This window comes from Erythrobacter sp. S259, assembly GCF_057364965.1.
Genome location: NZ_CP200286.1, coordinates 1,370,983 through 1,388,172, shown reverse-complemented (window position 1 = coordinate 1,388,172; position 17,190 = coordinate 1,370,983). Strand labels below are relative to the sequence as shown.

Sequence of the window (17,190 nt, the reverse complement as noted above, 5' to 3'; positions counted from 1 at the left end):
TGGACAGGGGCCGCCAGCGTATTTGGGAGAGAAGAATGCACCTTGGGATTCAGTTTGACCGCGCCATTTCGGCTTTTGCAAACAAAGAAGCCATTATCGATGGCGCGCAGCGCATCAGTTACGCTGAGCTTGGCGAGAGCGCGACTCGCCTGGCCAATGCAATGTTGGCGGCTGGCATAAACCAGGGGGACCGCGCGGCCATCTTAATGCCCAATTGCCATCAAGCGATTGCCGTCGATGGTGCGATTATGAGAAGCGGGATTGTAAAAGTGCCGCTCAATGCGCGCGTTTCGGCAGGCGAGCTTAAGGGAATGCTTGAGGACAGCGGAGCCTCGATCCTGTTCACCCACGCTGGTTTGGCCGACCTTGCCAAGGCAAGCCTTGAGGGCGTCGACGGAGTTCGAAAGGTCGTGGTTGTTGGCGATGTTGATCCCGGCCTCGGCTGGACGGATTTCGATGCTTTCAAAGCCGCCGGGAGCACCGATCCGGTCACTGCGGAGCTGGACAAAGACAGTCTGTACAAGCTTGCCTACACATCGGGGACATCGGGCGTTCTAAAGGCGGCGATGCTCACGCATGGCAACTGGATTTACCTCACAAGGGCCTATCTCCTCGGGCCGGGCCTTGACGCATCGGGGGCTAGGCTTTCCGCTTATGTCGCGCCTATCACACATGCTGCTGGCGGACAGATATTAGCGAACCTTCTGTCTGGCCGAAGCAATCTCCTCCTTACCAAATTCGAGCCATCTGACTTTCTGCGGGTCGTCGAGGAATACAAGGTCACCGACGTGCTGCTCGTCCCGACGATGATCAATATGCTGCTCGAATGCCCCGATATAAAGACACGCGATCTCTCCTCGCTTACGAAGATCGTCTACGGCACTGCACCGATGGCTCCCGAGCGTATCAAGCAAGCGCTTGCTGCATTCGGGCCGGTCTTGTCGCAGGGGTATGGGCAAACGGAATCGACTGCGGTCATTTCAACCCTCGGACTGGAGGATCACCTCGCGGTCAACGATCAATCCATAGTTCACCGTCTTACATCGGCTGGGAAACCATCTTTCGACGTGGATGTTCGCATAGTCGATGAAGCAGGCGATGATGTTCCTGCTGGCGACATTGGCGAGATCATCGTGCGCGGCGATATGGTGATGAAGGGATATTGGAATGCACCTGAACTGACCGCTGATACGATCAAGGATGGCTGGCTTTACACCCGCGACATGGGCCGGATTGACGAGGATGGGTATTTGTATTTGGTGGACCGCAAATCCGACATGATCATTTCCGGCGGCTTCAACGTCTATCCAGCCGAAGTCGAGAACGCACTGATGGAACACCCAGCCGTCTTTGAGGCTGCTGTTGTTGGTGTACCAGACGACAAATGGGGCGAGGCGGTCAAGGCGGTTGTCGTGACCAAAGCTGACGTGAGCGAAGAGGAATTGGTCGCGCATTGCTCTGAGCGCCTCGCGCGTTTCAAGGCACCGCGCAGCGTCGATTTCGTCGATGCCCTACCCAAAAGCGCGGTTGGCAAGACCCTGAGACGGGTCGTGAAAGAACGGTATTGGGAAGGCCAAGAGCGCCGCGTTCATTGATGGGTCGATTTACTGGAGAGTTGGTGCGTTGCTGAAAGCCTTTTGGCGGCGTTCTCGCTGCGTGGAGCAAAAGGAAATTGTCCGGCCAAGTTCGTTCTCAAGGACTTGCAAGGACGTTGATGCAGAAGCCAATTTACTTTGGGTCATCTTTGTTGAACACACAGTAAATATGTGCGAAAAGCCAACCGAAATTTTGGCTTAGGAGAGTCGCGATGGCCGCTATGGAAACGACCAAATCAGATGATGCAAAAGCGAAAGCTGTGACCCCGCGAACGGTCGAATATTGGGCTTCGGAAAAACCTGACGCATTGGCACTTGTCGAGGGCGATAAATCGCTGACCTACGGCGAGTGGAATGCGCAAGCCGACAAGGTCGCGGAAGGTTTTGCGCGACGGGGAGTGGAAGCGGGCGACGTTATCGTCACGCGTCTGCAAATCCGGTTGGAATGGGCCATCGTCGCTTCGGCTGCGGCAAAGCTTGGCTGCTCGATCCTTGGTTTGAACTGGCGTCTTACGCCAAGCGAAGTGAACTACGTTCTCACCAACAGTGATGCGAAAGTGCTTGTTTGCGACGATGCTGATCCGTCGGCATTGCTTCCCGCATTCGAAGGGGCTGCGCTCAAGCTTAAGGTCTCTCTCGACGTTCCAGCCGATGAGTTTGTCTCTTACGACGACCTTCTCGTTGATGATGCCCCGGCGCGCTTCTCAAAGGGAGAGGCGCCGCTCATCATTTACACATCGGGCACGACGGGCCTTCCCAAGGGCGTGAATATGAGCCCGGGCGAAGGCGCGGATATGCAAAAGATCATGGAGTATTTCCAATCGCTTGCTGCCGCTCGCCCGCAAATTCCCGGCGATGTGGTCTTGATCTCGATGCCGATGCACCATGGCGCTGGTCCAGGTTTGGTTCGGGCAACCTTAGGCAATGGCAATACGGGGATTTTGCAACAGCGCTTCGACCCGGAAGGCACTTTGCAATTGATGGAGCAACACAAGGTCACGTTCTGGACCGGCGTTCCGACCATGTACAAACGGATCAACGGCCTGCCGGAAGAAACGCTGAACAAATACGATGTGTCTTCGCTTCGCTCGCTTGGCGTTGGTGCGGCCCCTGTTCCAGCATCGCTAAAGGAATGGATCCGCTCATTCTTCGGTGAGGTCTTGCACGAAAGCTACGGGGCGACCGAAGTAGGCATGATCAGCAATCTGGCTCCCGAGGAGCAAAAGCTCAAACCCGGATCGTCGGGCAAGCCGCATAAACATGTGCTGATCGAAATCCGGGATGATGATGGCAATGTGCTTCCCGCAGGAGAAGCTGGCGAGATTTGGATCAATACGCCTGTCACGATCCGCAACTATGTAAACGCTGAATTGCTCGCCAGCGATACGCTGGATGATCGCGGCTATTTCCGTATTGGCGACGTGGCGATGCTCGATGAGGACGGCTATATTTACATCACCGACCGGGTCAAAGACATGATCATTTCGGGCGGCGTGAACATCTATCCAGCTGAGATTGAGGCGGCCCTGATCCAGCATGCTGATATTCAGGACGTTGCAGTGATCGGCGTGCCGGACGAAGAATTTGGCGAGAAGGTCATGGCCTTTGTCGAACCTAAACCGGGTAAAAGCTTGAGCGAAGATGACCTGCGCGACTTCGCAAGCGAACATCTTGCCTCATACAAAAGGCCGCGCGTTATCGAGTTTCGTGAAGAGTTGCCGCGCAACACTATGGGCAAGCTTTTGAAGAAAGATTTGCGGGCACCTTTTTGGGAAGGCCGCGAGCGCGCAGTGTGACGCTCGTTAACGCATTTAGAGAGGCCGCAAGATGACGTATATTTCGACCGAAACGCATGACCATATTCTGACCATAACGCTCGACCGTCAGGAATCGCGCAATGCCTTTAACCGGGCGATGGCCGAGGAGATGGAGCAGATCATCGACGACTATGAGGCCGATACCGAGCTTCGCTGCGCGATCATTTGCGCGAAGGGGCCGACCTTTTCTGCAGGGCAAGACCTTAAGGGAGCGCTGAAAGGCGAATTAGCGGTTGCGCCAAAGCGCGGCGGTTTCGGCATTATGAGCATGCCTCCTGAAAAGCCGCTTATCGCAGCGGTTGACGGACAGGCCTTGGCAGGCGGGATGGAGCTGACTTTGTGCTGCGATATTATTGTCGCCTCTGAAACGTCCGTTTTCGGGCTTGCCGAGGCGAAGCGCGGGCTGGTTGCTGTGGGCGGAGGGTGCTTCCGCCTGCCCCACCGGATCCCGCATAATATCGCGATGGAAATGGTGATCACCGCTGAGCCTAGATCAGCGCAAGACATGCATCACTTTGGCTACGTCAACAGCGTGGTGAAATCAGATGAAGTGATGGATGAGGCAACGCGCTTTGCCAAACTGGTTGCGCGCAATGGCCCGATTGCGGTCAAGGCATCGAAGGCGCTGGCTTACCGGTCTGTGGCCGAGCAGTGGACCGACAAGCAGGCTTGGAAAGAACAGGGGCCGATCGTGGAACCGATGATGAATTCGGCGGACCGTTTTGAAGGCCTCAAAGCATTTGCTGAAAAACGGGACCCTGTCTGGACAGGGAAATGAACCCCGCTGCGCAAAGTCCCACGGAAACGCCGATCACGACGCGGCCATGGCTTACCGTGGCGATGCTCTGCGCGGTCTATGCTTGTAGCCAACTCGACCGCCAGATCATGGGCATCTTGCTCGAGCCGATCAAACAGGATTTGGGCGCATCAGATACGCAGATGGGCTTTCTCGTAGGACTGGCATTTGCGGTGTTCTACACCTTCCTCGCCATCCCAATCGCCGTGGTTGCCGACAAAGGGTATCGCCGCAACATCATCGCCGCCTCCGTCATTGTCTGGAGCGCAATGACGGCAGTGTGCGGGATGGTGAACACCTATGCCCAGATGGCTTTCGCGCGAATGGGGGTGGCAGTCGGAGAAGCCGGATCGACCCCTGCCTCGATCTCAATTATCTCATCGCTGTTCGATGAAAAGCGCCGGGCAACTGCGATGAGCGTCTTTGCCATGGGCGCAAGCCTTGGCGTGCTCCTCGCCTTTCTTGGAGGCGGCTATCTGCTTGATACGGTCGGCTGGCGGCAGACATTTATCATCGTCGCCATACCCGGCATCCTTCTTGGGGTGCTGGTGCTGTTTGTGGTGCCCGAACCGCCAGTGCCGCCGCAATCTTCACCTGATGACAAAGCCTCTGTTGGGCCAACTGTCCGGCACATGCTTAAAAACAAGGCGATCCGCCATATCTTGATCGGCAAGTCTCTGGGGGGATTTGTTGGCTACGGAATGATTGTCTGGACGCCAGCATTTCTGGTTCGCACCCACGGTTTGAGCGGGACCGAAATCGGGCTGACCCTTGCACTGTTCGCAGGTATCGGCGGAGCCATTGGTACACTTATGTCAGGCCGCATAACCGACTATCTCGGGCAGTTTGACGAGCGTTGGCGCGCTTGGGCGATGGCAGTATCCATGGTGATCGTGGTTCCATTCTCGATTTTCTGGTTCACAATCGACAGCTATTGGTTGGCGCTTTGCTTCTATGCGGTCCCCGCGCTGCTCGGCGGCTTCTATCTTGCGCCTTCAACCGCGCTTATTCAAAATCTGGTTCAACCCCGCATGCGCGCGGTGGCATCGGCGATTTCCATGTTCCTGCTCAACATCATCGGCATGGGGCTGGGCCCGCAAGGCGTCGGGATTTTGAGCGATCTTCTGAAGCCTGCATATGGCTCGGACTCGCTGCGCTACACCTTATGCATATTTCTGGCGGTGAACGTCTGGGCCGCTGTGCATTTTTGGATTGCTGGAAATCATCTGGGCGCGCCCGGTGACAAAACGGAGCCAGCAGTCGCGTAATGACACGCGGACCAACATATTTGCCAGTGAACAAATAAATGACTTGAAGGCAGTCTGAGCCAATGCGAAGAGATGCCGTGTAACGATGCCGCGTAATAAGGAGACAATCATGGATAGCGCAAACGACGCGTTGTTTTCCGCAGAGGGCACTGATGCTGCCGCAAATGTTCCATCGCTTTTGGGCGGGAAGTGCAACGCTTGCGGCGCTGTGTTTTTCCCGATGCAGACCTATGGCTGTCAGGCGTGCGGGTCAAAAGATCTCGCGCCGCAAAAGTTGACCGGGCGCGGCACACTCATTTGCAGCGCGCCTGTCTTCATGTCGATGAACCCGGCTCTTCCCGCGCCCTTTACCGTTGGCTCGATTGCGTTGGAAGATGGTCCCAAAGTGCGCACCATGCTGGCTGTGGAGCCAGGGACGCAGCTCACCCCGGGCGATGCGATGGAGGCGACACTGGTGCCGCAACCGCGCGAAGGCAAAGGCGAACATGACCTACGATTTGCACCAGCTGCGAAAGGAAACTGACCATGGCTAAACTGATCTCTGATCTTGCGCCGGTCTATGTCGTTGGCGTTGGTTTTCACCGCTACCAGCATGCCTCTGCCACGCCCTATGTTGAGCTTGGACTAGAAGCCGTCCGGGGTGCGCTTTTGGATGTAGGAATTGAATGGGAAGGCGTTGAGAGCTCTTATGTGGCTCACGCACTCCTCGGAATGGCGGTGGGACGCCCGATGCTTAGTCACCTTGGCGCGTTGGGCAAACCGATCGTGCACGTTGAAAATGCCTCGGCCTCGGGTTCGACCGCGTTTCGTCATGCCTGCATCGAAGTCGCCAGCGGTATCAGCGATGTGTCCCTTGCCGTTGGTGTCGATAAACCGCCCAAAAAGGGCGTGTTCCGGTCAAAAACGGGTATCGACAATCTGGCGGATGACGCGATCGCTCCGTTCACGCATTTTGCTCTGCTGAGCGACGAATACAGCCATCGCCATGGCATCGCCTCAGAAGACATCGCCAGGATCGCAGTCAAGAACCATGCGAATGGGGCGAAAAACCCCAATGCCCAGCGGCAGAAGGTTCGTTCACTGGAAGATGTGGTGGGGGCGCCGCCAATTTCCGGCACGCTAACCGCTTTGCAATGCTGTCCCATTGGCGAGGGCGCGGCAGCCGTGATTGTCGCTTCGGAAGAAGGGATCAAGCGCCTTGGAATAGAGCCCTCCCGGGCAATCCGCGTCGCTTCATCGGCGGCGGGCAGTGAGAAGGCCAACCAAGGGCTCAACCCGGACACTGCGCTTAGCAATGAGACAATGATGCGGGCGATTGCAGAGGCTCAGATCACACCAGGTGACCTTGATGTGATCGAACTGCACGATGCCTTCGCGACAGAGGAACTGCTTTACGCCGAGGCAACGGGCATCTGTAATCCCGGTGAATTCATCCCGATGCTCAAAGATGGCCATTGGGATATTGGCGGCCAATGCGCGATCAGCCCCTCTGGCGGACTTATCGCGATGGGCCATCCGGTCGGACCAACCGGGGTCGGGCAAATTGGTGAGCTAACCATGCAACTGCGCGGAGAAGCGGGCGAGCGTCAACAACCGGATGCCAAGCATGGCCTTGCGCACATGGTTGGCGTCGGCGCGGTCTGTTACGTCCACGTCCTGTCGAACTAAGCAGTTAACGACCAGATCAAGGGAAATTTCTCGTGCTTATTGAACCACGCCTTCAAAGCGATCTTCTTAAAGACAAAGTGGCCATCGTCACCGGCGGCAGCCGCGGCATAGGCGGTGCGACATCTGAGATGCTCGCTGCGAACGGCGCCCATGTGGTTATCGCGGACGTTGACGCTGACGCAGCCCAGAAAGCGGCCCGCGACATCAACGGCGCTTTTGGATCAGACAGCGCCAGCCCATTTGTAGGCGATCTTATTGCCGAAGGTGCCTGCGACGAGATTGTCCACGGAACCGCAAAGGAACGCGGCCGTCTCGACATTGTCGTGAACAACGCTGGCTATGCCTGGGATGGCGGCATCCATTCCATGAGTGACGAGCAATTTCAGGCGATGCTCGATATCCATCTTATCGTACCGTTCCGCATTTCGCGCGCCTGTGCCCCGATATTCAAGGCGGCGGCTGAGAAAGAGGATGCGAGCGGAGCAGCCGATTACCGCAAGATGATCATGGTCTCCTCCATGGCCGGGCAATGGGGCCTGATGGGCGCAGGCAATTACGCCTCGGCCAAAGCCGGGATGCTGGGCCTGATGCGCACGCTGGCTCAGGAATGGGGGCGCTATCGCGTAAACTCCAACGCCGTCGCATTTGGCGTCATCCAAACACGCTTTGGTCAACCGCAATCCGAAGACGAGGTCATCGAAGTGGATGGCCGAAAAATCCATGTCGGCATGACGGCAAAGCAAGCTGCGCGGATGGGCGTAAAGGTCGATCCGGACCACAAGCCCACACAAGAAGAAATCTACGCGACCAAGCCAAATCCAATGATCACGCTGGGCCGCTCAGGTTCTATCCGCGAGGCAGCGGAGTCGATCTTCTGGCTCGCCTCACCGCTTTCGGACTATGTTACAGGCCAGGTCCTAACGGTCAGCGGCGGCGCGCGCGGCGGAATGAGCTGATGGAGCTGCGCAAGCATGGATAGGGCCCAAACCTTTGCAATCGCCGATCGGTTCTTCTCCGCAATTGAGAAGGGCGATATCGACGCCGTTGAGGCGCTCTACGCCGACGACATCGTCGTTTGGCATAGCAACAGGGCGCTTGATGAAAGAGCGACCGGACAGTCGAAATCCGAAAACTTGGCGCTCTTGCGATATGTTTGCGAATTCATCGAAGGTCTCCACTACGAGATACTTGACCGCCAAATGACAGAGACCGGCTTCGTCCAACAGCATGTCTTTCGCGGACGATCAAAGGGCGGTCATGAGGTCGCATTGCCGGTCGCGATTATCTTCGTCATCAAAGAGGATAAGATTGCGCGCATCGACGAATATATGGATCCGGCGAAATTCCCTACACAATAGAACGCGCTAAAGGCGGGGCAATGAGCGGGGCGGGCTTTACGGGGCCAACCTGGCGCACATTGTGGCAGGAATGTACGAAGCAACAAACGTAGGTTAGTGACCAGGGCACCTCTTGCACAATGAAAATGGCGGCAGTCTCCGGCGAGCCTAAAGACAAAGGAAAAGAAAACGTCAGCACGCACGAAAGCCCGCTATTTCAATCACTAACGCTACCGAATGGTGCGATTCTGCCGAACCGGATCTACAAAGCTTCGATGGAAGAGAATTTGAGCGACCCCGGTCAACGTCCGGGCGAACGGCTATTCACTCTCTATAGACGCTGGGCCGACGGCGGGGCAGGGCTGCTTCTGACTGGCAATGTGATGATTGCACCTGATGCGCTCACCGGTCCTGGCGGAGTGGTTCTGGAGGAGGGCGTCGATCTAGCTCCATTCAAGGAGTGGGCTGAGGCTGGCCGATCAAATGGCGGGCACTTCTGGATGCAGATTAATCATCCTGGCCGACAAGTTTATGCAGCTATGGGTGAACAGGCCGTCTCGGCCTCAGGCACGCCAGTTGATCTGGGCAAATATTCGAGGCTCTTCGCCCAACCGCGCGCGCTTGAAGAGCACGAAATTCAAAGCATCATTGCTCGGTTTGCGACAACCGCAAAGTTGGCTGAAGAAGCAGGTTTTACAGGCGTCGAGATCCACGCTGCGCACGGATACCTCATCAACCAGTTTCTTTCTCCTCTGACCAATAAACGCACGGACACTTGGGGCGGTTCGTTGGAGAACCGTGCACGTATGGTGATCGAGACGGTGAAGGCAGTCCGCGGGGCGGTGTCCTCTGGCTTTTGCGTCGGGATAAAACTCAACTCTGCCGACTTTCAAAAAGGCGGCTTTGATGAAGCGGACGCCCGATGGGTTGTCGAACAATTGTCCGGCCTGGGTGTCGACTTGCTCGAGCTCTCAGGCGGTTCCTATGAAAGCCCCGCGATGCAAGGCCGCGCGCAGGACGGCAGCACCGGCAGGCGCGAGGCATACTTTGTCGAGTTTGCTCGCGAGATTGCCGGGATCGCCGAGATGCCGATCATGGTGACGGGCGGGATCCGGCGCCGGTCCGTTGCCGAAGATGCGCTGGCGAAGGATTCGGGAGGCTTTGGAGTCTCTGTTTTGGGTATAGCGCGAGCAATGGCATTTGAGCCTGATCTGCCCGAAAAGTGGGATGCGGACGAAAGCCTCGACATCCACATTCCAGAAGTTGGTTGGAAAAATCAGGCATTAGCTGGCCTTGCGACGATGGCGGTTACCAAAGCGCAACTGGAGCGATTGGCGGTTGGCAAGCCTCCCAAACCCAGCGTTTCGCCGTTTTTTGCACTAATCGGCGATCGGATGCGTACAAGTAAGCGAACGAAACGGTATCGAAGCTGGCGTGAGAACGCTGCTTAGCTGATGCTCTTTTGGGACCATCCGACGGGTCGCCGCATTTTGTCCATGACTGAAGAGCAATCAGCTGCATCGGCGCTGCTCGCAATGAACCAAGGCCTCTACAATGGTCTCTTGGCTTTGGGACTTCTATGGAGCTGGTTCACCGCCAAACGTGACATAGTGATCTACCTTCTTGCAGTCATCATAGTGGTGGGAATTTTTGGCGGCGTAGAACGCCCAATCAAATAGCCTTATGGCTTGCTGTGTTTAGCCGTTTTTGCGCCTTTCGGACTGCCAAGCTTTTTCTTAGCCTCGGGGCGCGATTTCGCTGGTTTCCCGCCGCGAAAGCCTTCCTTGCCTCCAGCATCTTTACCGGCATATCCCCTCGCACCCGGCTTTTTCCCACGTTTTGATCCCGAGCCCTGCTTGTAGGGCTTTTTGCCATGCGCCGGCCTTGCCTCAACGCGGGGGGAGCCACCTTTGCGATTATTTCGAGCCTCCATCCTTGGGCCTTCTGCGGATTGCTCGATCGCAATCGCGTCTTGTTCATCCTCAGAACTGGCAGTGCGGCCTAAGGTCTCGGCGAATTTGGGTGCAATGGTGCTCGGGATTTGAAACCAGCTTTCGTGCTGGCCAATACGGATCGCCCCAATTTCGTTACGAGTGATGTGCCCGCGCCGACAAATCAGCGGCAAGAGCCAGCGCGGCTCGGCGTTCTGCTTGCGGCCGATCCCCATTTTGAACCAGACGACATCTTCAAATCCGGGACGGCGGCGTTCAGCTTTGTCCTTGGCCCGCGCTTCGGGCGTGTTGGCAAGCATTTCTTCGGGCACAGGCAGCTTTGACCGGTGCGCTTGAACGAGAGCTGCGGCGATATCCTCTGATGCCATCCGCTCAAGCAGCTCAGCGGCAATCGCCCGCTCATCGTCTTCATACTCGGCAGGCGCGGTAAGTTTTTCCATCAACCGCACATGGTCTTTCTTGCGAATAGCCTCCGGGGTGGGCGCACCGAGCCATTGCGCCTCGATTTTCGCACCGCGCAGCATTCCTTCGACCCGCCGCCGCCGGTTGTAGGGCACGAGGATCGCCGCAATGCCTTTCTTACCAGCGCGCCCGGTCCGGCCAGACCGGTGTTGCAGCGCCTCGGCATCGCGCGGTGTATCGACGTGGATAACAAGGCTGAGAGTGGGAAGGTCAATTCCGCGGGCGGCAACATCGGTGGCAACGCACACTCGCGCTCGTCTGTCGCGCATGGATTGGAGAGCTTGGTTGCGTTCTGATTGCGAATGTTCACCAGACAAAGCGACAACGCCAAAGCCGCGATTTTGCAAGGTTGCGTGAAGCCGCCGGACACTTTCGCGTGTGGCGCAAAAACAGATCGCCGATTCCGCTTCGTGAAAACGCAGCAGATTGACCACCGCATTCTCAATCTCCGATGGCCCAACGGTGATCGCCTGATAGCTGATATCGCCGTGGCCCCGGTCCTGTCCCGCTAGCGAGAGGCGCAGGGCATTGCTCTGATACCGTTCGGCCAAACGCACAATACCGCGCGGCAAAGTGGCGGAGAAAAGCAGCGTGCGGCGCGTTTCGGGCGCGGCATCAAGGATTTCCTCAAGATCATCACGAAAGCCCATGTCGAGCATTTCGTCCGCCTCATCGAGCACGACGGCTGCAAGGCCAGTGAGGTCAAGCGACCCGCGTTCCAAATGGTCTCTTAGCCGGCCCGGGGTGCCAACGACGATGGCAGGGCCCGATCGCAGCGCGCGGCGTTCTTTGCCCGCGTCCATTCCGCCCACACATGTGGCAATGCGCATGCCTGCCTTTGCGTAAAGCCAGCCAAGCTCACGGCTCACCTGCAAGGCGAGCTCGCGCGTTGGCGCGATAATCAAGGACAGTGGCTTTTTCGCAAGGGGCGCCATGGCAGGCGGCGCATCTGGGCCGCTCAGGATATTGTGCGCGATGGCGATGCCAAAAGCCACGGTCTTGCCTGATCCAGTTTGCGCCGAGACAAGCAAGTCGCGGTTCGCTGCATCAGGCGCGGTAACGGCGGTCTGCACCGGAGTAAGGGCCAGATAGCCGCGTTCAGTGAGAGCCTCATTCAATTGAGGCGGAAGAAATTGAAAGGACATTTGTTTTCGCTTGGATAGCCGCGCGGGGATGCTGCGGTGAGGGGAGAGGGGCGAGAGAAGAGTGCAAGTTTGGCGCACTTCTCAAGCGGGCAGCGGTCGCTGCCAAATGCGTTTAAATGGCCCCTTAGCGGGTAAATGCGAGAATGGCTTGCGCTAATTGTTGCTGTTGCAGCCTGCCTATGCCCTTTTCCGCACGAAAATCCGCGAGACTTGCCTGTTTGAGAAATGGCCGGATGCGCGCTATTTTTCTGTAAGTCTCGGCATGAGTTCAAGAAAATTACAGGGGCGATTGCGGCTGTCGAGTTGCTCGGCAAGGATGCCGTCCCAGCCGTCTTTGACCGCCCCGTTGGAGCCGGGGAGAGCGAACAGGTACGTCCCGCGTGCGACAATGGCGCAGGCGCGCGATTGGACGGTGGAGGTGCCGATGGTCTTGTAGGAAAGCCAGCGGAAGAGCTCACCAAATCCGGGGATGTCTCTAGCGCCCTCGATCCGGGTGAATGCTTCGGGGGTCACATCGCGGCCCGTAAGGCCAGTGCCTCCGGTTGAGATAATCGCATCAATGTCAGGATCGTCAATCCAGGCGCCGAATTGCGCGGCGAGCACTTCGGCATCGTCTTTGACAATGGCGCGCGCGGCCAGGCGGTGGCCTTTGCTGGTCACTCGCTCTGCGAGGATATCGCCTGAGGAATCGGTATCAGCTGTGCGTGTGTCGGAGATTGTAAGGACGGCGATGTTGATGGGTTTGAAAGTTCGTGTCTCGTCAATCGCCACTATGGTGCTTCCCGTTACTGCTGATACTCAATGCGAGCAGAGCGGGTTCTAGCCGGAAGCGGGAAGGTAGGCCACTGCCCTTGTGCAAGAGCGCGGCGGCTGGGCGAGGGGACACCTGCGGCGCGTTCATACATCCAATAATTGCGCATCACGATGGCAACATAGCCGCGCGTCTCCCAATAAGGGATCGATTCCATCCAGAGCAGCGGGTCGCCTTGATCGTTGATCTCGCTGTTCCAGCGGCTGACCGGAGAGAGGCCCGCATTATAAGCCGCCATGATCTTGGGCAGAAGGCCCTGTGTAGCGCCAGAATCGCGGAGCATCTCGAGGTGCCGCTGGCCGTAGGCGAGGTTGACCTCTGGGTCGTTGAGATCGGCATAACTCGCGCCCAAATTCAGGCGGCGGTTATGATCGCGCGCGGTGCCGGGCATGATCTGCATTAAGCCGCGTGCGTTGGCTGGGCTAACGGCGCGGGCGCGGAAATTGCTTTCTTGCAAAGCGTGCGCAAAGGCGAGCGATGGGTCAACGCGCCAGCCGGTTCGAGGCTGCCAATGAGCGACGGGAAAGCGCAGGCTTCTGTCAGCGAGGTATCCGCGAGGAGCGTAATTCGCCATGAACAGCTGTGTTGAAGGCAGGCCCAGTTCGCGCGCCAGTTTTGCGACCGCTGGATAATCTTGAGCGCGGCCAATACGGGCCTCATGGCGAAGCACTTCATCGGCGAGGCCCGGCCTTCCAATCTCCACCAGCGCTTTTGCCACGCGAATGTTGGTTCGCTGAGAAATCGAAGCCCATTCGCTGCTTGAAAGCGGCGCAACCGGAGCGGACGAAGGCAATTCAACACCGAGCTGGTCTACAGAAAGCAGGCCGTAGAGAGTTTCGTCATAACGCGCCGCGTTCTCCAAATGCGCCTGTGCAGCGCCAGGTTCGCGGCAACGCACGAGTGAGCGGTGCGCCCAGTAATGCGCAGCAGCCGTCAGTTCAGAATTGGTCGAGCGGTCAGCGGCTCTTGCAAAGGAATTGGCCGCAAGCTGGCAATATCCAAGCCGCCACGCAGCAAGGCCTGCAACCCACTCGCCCTCAGCAACCCATGCGCCTGACCCTTGTGAAACCGTCTCAGCCAGTGCAAGCGCGTTCTGGTCATCGTTCTCAATATAGAAGCTCCACGCGACGCGCTGACGCCATTCTGCACGCGATTCTGCACTGAGATACCCGTCGGCCTCTTGTAGGATGGTGTAAGCGCCCATGGGATCATCATTGCGGATCGCATCGAGAATTTGAGAGCGGCTTTGCGCAGGCATCGTGCCATCATCGACGGTTCGGGGCCGCGTGCGTTTTGTGATGCCCGGTTGGCGGGCCAGATTGATTGTACGCGGAAAGGCTGGAAGCCACTCAAGTCCGCGATTGGTTCCAATACGGCCGAGTTGTTCAGCCTGAGGAAGTTCGACGCCCGAACTCAGCCATTGCGATACTTGCTCGGCAGAGACCTTTGGACTCTTGGCATGGGTGTAGAATTCAGCCGCCGCAATTTGGTGGAGTACGCTGTCAGAGCGCCTGTTTAAGAGCGATCGAACTTTGGCCCAGCGCTGGGCGTCGATAGCGGCAAACACCTGCTCATAGTGACGGCGTTCATCCACACTCAAAACTGCGGATACGGCGCCCGAACGCGCTCCACTGCGGTCGTATTGCGCGACCAGACCGCTGTCCTGCGCCATCACGGCAGGCGCCATGGTGAGAGCGGATACCAAACCCAATCCGGCCGCAAGCTTACGCATCAATTTTACCGTCATCCCTTGGCCGACCATTCGATCCATCTCCGCCAGAACCGTGCCTTTAAGCGGGGCATTGCCATCATGGCATCAAGCCCCTCGGTCACGAACAACGGTATAGGTGTGCTTGTTTGGTTGATTTCGAGTAAAAGCGAGAGGTCATTCGTTAATCCGTGGCCCAAAAGCGGCGGGATGCTTGTACCGAAAGCCAAGACGCGCCGCGGGGAAACAAGGTTAACGTGAAACCGCGTAATTTCATCCATTCCGGTTGTAGCAATGCCCGCAGTATCGGCCATCGGGGTATGACGGGGCAATGTAGAAGCAAAATATACCGATTCTTGCGCCAATCCCATTGCAGTAACGATTCGCGATAATAAGCGCCCTTGAGGTCCGCTGAGCAATTGTTCGGTGTCGCCTTGCTCAGGGTCGATCACCAGAACCATCAGTTCGGCATTAACAGGCCCGCGCGGCGCGACCCTTCCGCGAGGGCCAATCGCGTCAAGACCAGGCGCAGACAGCCACCATTCGCGAAACGCGGCGAGATCTTTTGGGGATTCGCACCCAACAGGTCGACCCGCTTAGGCGCGACCGGCTCTGCATCCCCTTCCTGATTTTGATAGGTCCCTTGCGGATTTTTCTGACTTTGCGCAGTGCCAGACGCCATTCCGGCCACGCCTTGTCCGGCTGCGCCACTGAGCCAGTCCGTAGCGTCATCAGCAAAATCGCTATCAACACCAGCCATCTCCCACCACTCCATCGCGGCGCGCAATTGGCTGGATAAAGACGGGTCTGGCTTGGTCATAGCATTCAACGCCCCCTTGACTGTAGCCACGCCGCTTAGCAAGTGCAGTTAAACACAATGATGCGAGAAAGCTCGCAGCGAAACACTTGGGATAGAAAAGCTCATGAGCGAACGCGAATCAATGCCATGCGACGTCGTAATTGTGGGCGGCGGGCCAGCTGGCCTGTCGGCTGCCATTCGTTTGAAGCAGTTGAACGAGGAACTCGAAGTCGTTGTCCTTGAAAAAGGGTCAGAAATCGGGGCCCACATTCTTTCAGGCGCGGTGGTGGACCCCAAAGCATTGGGCGAACTCTTCCCCGACTGGAAAGATATGGATTGCCCCATGGCGGAAACGCCGGTGACCGATAACTGGCACTGGGTGCTGTCCAAGAAGGGCAAAACCTCGCTCCCGCACCTGATGATGCCGCCTCTTATGAGCAATGATGGTTGCTACACAGGGTCGCTTGGCAACATGACCCGCTGGCTTGGCGAACAGGCCGAAGCGCTTGGCGTCATGGTTTTCCCCGGCTTCCCGGCATCAGGCGTAATGTATGATGATAATGGCGCTGTCAAAGGCGTGGTCACACAGGACATGGGCATTGCCGAAGATGGCAGCCACAAGCCCGATTATCAGCCCGGCATGGAGATCGAGGCGAAATACACTCTGTTTGCAGAAGGCGCGCGCGGCAGCCTTACCAAAGGCATCAAAGCCAAATTCGACCTTGAGGCCGATTGCCAACCTCAAGTCTATGGCCTTGGCACAAAGGAACTTTGGGACATTGACCCGAAAAAGCATGTTCCAGGCCGTGTGATCCACACACAAGGTTGGCCGCTTAATGAAAGCGACACCAATGGCGGGGGCTTCCTCTACCACCAAGCAAACGGTCAGGTGGCTTTGGGATTTGTTACGTGGCTCGACTACAAGAACCCATGGGTCTCGCCTTATCAGGAATTCCAACGCTGGAAGCAGCACCCTGAAATCCGCGAAATCCTCGAAGGCGGCACCCGCGTTGCTTACGGCGCGCGCGTTATCAACGAAGGCGGCTGGCAGTCCGTCCCAAAACTCGCCTTCCCCGGCGGCGCGCTGATCGGCTGTGCGGCTGGGTTCCTCAACGTACCACGCATCAAGGGCAGTCACACCGCGATGAAAAGCGGGATGCTCTGCGCAGAAGCGATTGTCGCTGAGATTAAGGGCCACGAGAGCAAGCCAGAACTGCAAGCCTATGAGCCAAGCGTTCGCTCAAGCTGGATCGCGGATGAGTTGAAACTCGTCCAGAATGCCGGGCCTGCGGTGGCAAAATATGGCGAAGATATCGGCGTTATCCTTGCAGGCGCCGATATGTGGATGCGCACGCTCAAGATCGGTCTGCCGATCAGCATGAAGCACCACGCCGACTACACCATGACCGGCCGGGCGGACCTCTATCCCAAGATCGACTATCCCAAGCCCGATGGCGAGATTAGCTTCGACCGCCTCACCAATGTGGCATACTCCTTCACCAACCACGCAGAGGACCAACCGGTTCACTTGCAAGTGGGGGATCTCGATCTTCAAAAAGCGAGCGAATACGACGTCTTTGGCGGACCATCATCGCGCTATTGCCCGGCGGGCGTTTACGAGTGGATCGAGGAAGAAGGCAAAGAGCCGCGCTTCCAAATCAACTCGCAAAACTGCGTCCACTGCAAGACTTGCGACATCAAAGACCCCAACCAGAACATCAACTGGGTAACTCCAGAAGGGATGGGCGGGCCTAACTATCCGAATATGTAGCGCGGGGCTCGTTTGAGGCGCTTTCTAGTCATAACCCGAACGATAGTTTGCTTAGCCTTGT

The 17,190-nt window shown here is 57.3% G+C and carries 16 protein-coding genes; 11 read left to right on the top strand and 5 right to left on the bottom strand.

The window, feature by feature from the left end:
* The first annotated feature begins 35 nt into the window (after nt 1-35).
* The 10 genes from AC0V60_RS06570 (at nt 36) to AC0V60_RS06525 (ending at nt 10,160) form a co-directional block, all read left to right on the top strand.
* Nucleotides 36-1,595, top strand: coding sequence for a class I adenylate-forming enzyme family protein (locus tag AC0V60_RS06570; RefSeq protein ID WP_486177698.1), 1,560 nt, complete (start codon nt 36-38; stop codon nt 1,593-1,595).
* A 212-nt stretch (nt 1,596-1,807) separates the two neighbouring features.
* Nucleotides 1,808-3,391 (top strand): class I adenylate-forming enzyme family protein, encoded by a 1,584-nt coding sequence (locus AC0V60_RS06565; protein WP_486177697.1) that lies wholly within the window; start codon nt 1,808-1,810, stop codon nt 3,389-3,391.
* Between the two features lie 31 nt (nt 3,392-3,422).
* Nucleotides 3,423-4,190: a crotonase/enoyl-CoA hydratase family protein gene (locus tag AC0V60_RS06560; RefSeq protein WP_486177696.1), complete on the top strand. Its 768-nt coding sequence runs from the start codon at nt 3,423-3,425 to the stop codon at nt 4,188-4,190.
* The gene (locus tag AC0V60_RS06555; protein WP_486177695.1) at nt 4,187-5,476 is read left to right on the top strand and encodes a spinster family MFS transporter; all 1,290 of its coding nucleotides are present in this window, start codon (nt 4,187-4,189) and stop codon (nt 5,474-5,476) included. Before AC0V60_RS06560 ends, AC0V60_RS06555 begins: the two co-directional genes overlap by 4 nt.
* Before the next feature lie 109 nt (nt 5,477-5,585).
* The gene (locus tag AC0V60_RS06550; protein WP_486177694.1) at nt 5,586-5,999 is read left to right on the top strand and encodes a Zn-ribbon domain-containing OB-fold protein; all 414 of its coding nucleotides are present in this window, start codon (nt 5,586-5,588) and stop codon (nt 5,997-5,999) included.
* 2 nt (nt 6,000-6,001) lie between these two features.
* A complete protein-coding gene (locus AC0V60_RS06545; RefSeq protein ID WP_486177693.1) occupies nt 6,002-7,144 on the top strand; it encodes a thiolase family protein in 1,143 nt (380 codons plus the stop codon).
* A gap of 32 nt (nt 7,145-7,176) precedes the next feature.
* A complete protein-coding gene (locus AC0V60_RS06540; RefSeq protein WP_486177692.1) occupies nt 7,177-8,100 on the top strand; it encodes an SDR family NAD(P)-dependent oxidoreductase in 924 nt (307 codons plus the stop codon).
* 15 nt (nt 8,101-8,115) lie between these two features.
* Entirely contained in the window at nt 8,116-8,502 is a 387-nt protein-coding gene (locus AC0V60_RS06535; RefSeq protein ID WP_486177691.1) for a nuclear transport factor 2 family protein, read from the top strand.
* A gap of 119 nt (nt 8,503-8,621) precedes the next feature.
* Nucleotides 8,622-9,932, top strand: a complete 1,311-nt coding sequence (locus tag AC0V60_RS06530; RefSeq protein WP_486177690.1) for an NADH:flavin oxidoreductase/NADH oxidase family protein — start codon at nt 8,622-8,624, stop codon at nt 9,930-9,932.
* Nucleotides 9,933-9,935: 3 nt separating this feature from the next.
* Nucleotides 9,936-10,160: a DUF1304 domain-containing protein gene (locus tag AC0V60_RS06525; protein WP_486177689.1), complete on the top strand. Its 225-nt coding sequence runs from the start codon at nt 9,936-9,938 to the stop codon at nt 10,158-10,160.
* Between the two features lie 2 nt (nt 10,161-10,162).
* Here the strand turns inward: AC0V60_RS06525 and AC0V60_RS06520 are convergent, their stop codons facing one another.
* The 5 genes from AC0V60_RS06520 to AC0V60_RS06500 all read right to left on the bottom strand — a co-directional run bounded on the left by AC0V60_RS06520 (nt 10,163) and on the right by AC0V60_RS06500 (nt 15,379).
* Nucleotides 10,163-12,040 carry a DEAD/DEAH box helicase gene (locus tag AC0V60_RS06520; protein ID WP_486177688.1) on the bottom strand — a complete coding sequence of 626 codons (1,878 nt, stop codon included), beginning with the start codon at nt 12,038-12,040 and terminating at the stop codon, nt 10,163-10,165.
* A 240-nt stretch (nt 12,041-12,280) separates the two neighbouring features.
* Nucleotides 12,281-12,811, bottom strand: coding sequence for a molybdenum cofactor biosynthesis protein B (moaB, locus tag AC0V60_RS06515; protein WP_486177687.1), 531 nt, complete (start codon nt 12,809-12,811; stop codon nt 12,281-12,283).
* A 14-nt stretch (nt 12,812-12,825) separates the two neighbouring features.
* Complete coding sequence (locus AC0V60_RS06510; protein ID WP_486177686.1) at nt 12,826-14,583, bottom strand: lytic transglycosylase domain-containing protein; 1,758 nt, start codon at nt 14,581-14,583, stop codon at nt 12,826-12,828.
* A gap of 11 nt (nt 14,584-14,594) precedes the next feature.
* Nucleotides 14,595-15,020: a uracil-DNA glycosylase family protein gene (locus tag AC0V60_RS06505; protein WP_486177685.1), complete on the bottom strand. Its 426-nt coding sequence runs from the start codon at nt 15,018-15,020 to the stop codon at nt 14,595-14,597.
* Nucleotides 15,020-15,379, bottom strand: coding sequence for a hypothetical protein (locus tag AC0V60_RS06500; protein WP_486177684.1), 360 nt, complete (start codon nt 15,377-15,379; stop codon nt 15,020-15,022). Before AC0V60_RS06500 ends, AC0V60_RS06505 begins: the two co-directional genes overlap by 1 nt.
* A 103-nt stretch (nt 15,380-15,482) precedes the next feature.
* Here AC0V60_RS06500 and AC0V60_RS06495 point away from each other — a divergent pair, with 103 nt between their 5' ends.
* Nucleotides 15,483-17,129: an electron transfer flavoprotein-ubiquinone oxidoreductase gene (locus AC0V60_RS06495; protein ID WP_486177683.1), complete on the top strand. Its 1,647-nt coding sequence runs from the start codon at nt 15,483-15,485 to the stop codon at nt 17,127-17,129.
* Nucleotides 17,130-17,190: the final 61 nt, after the last annotated feature.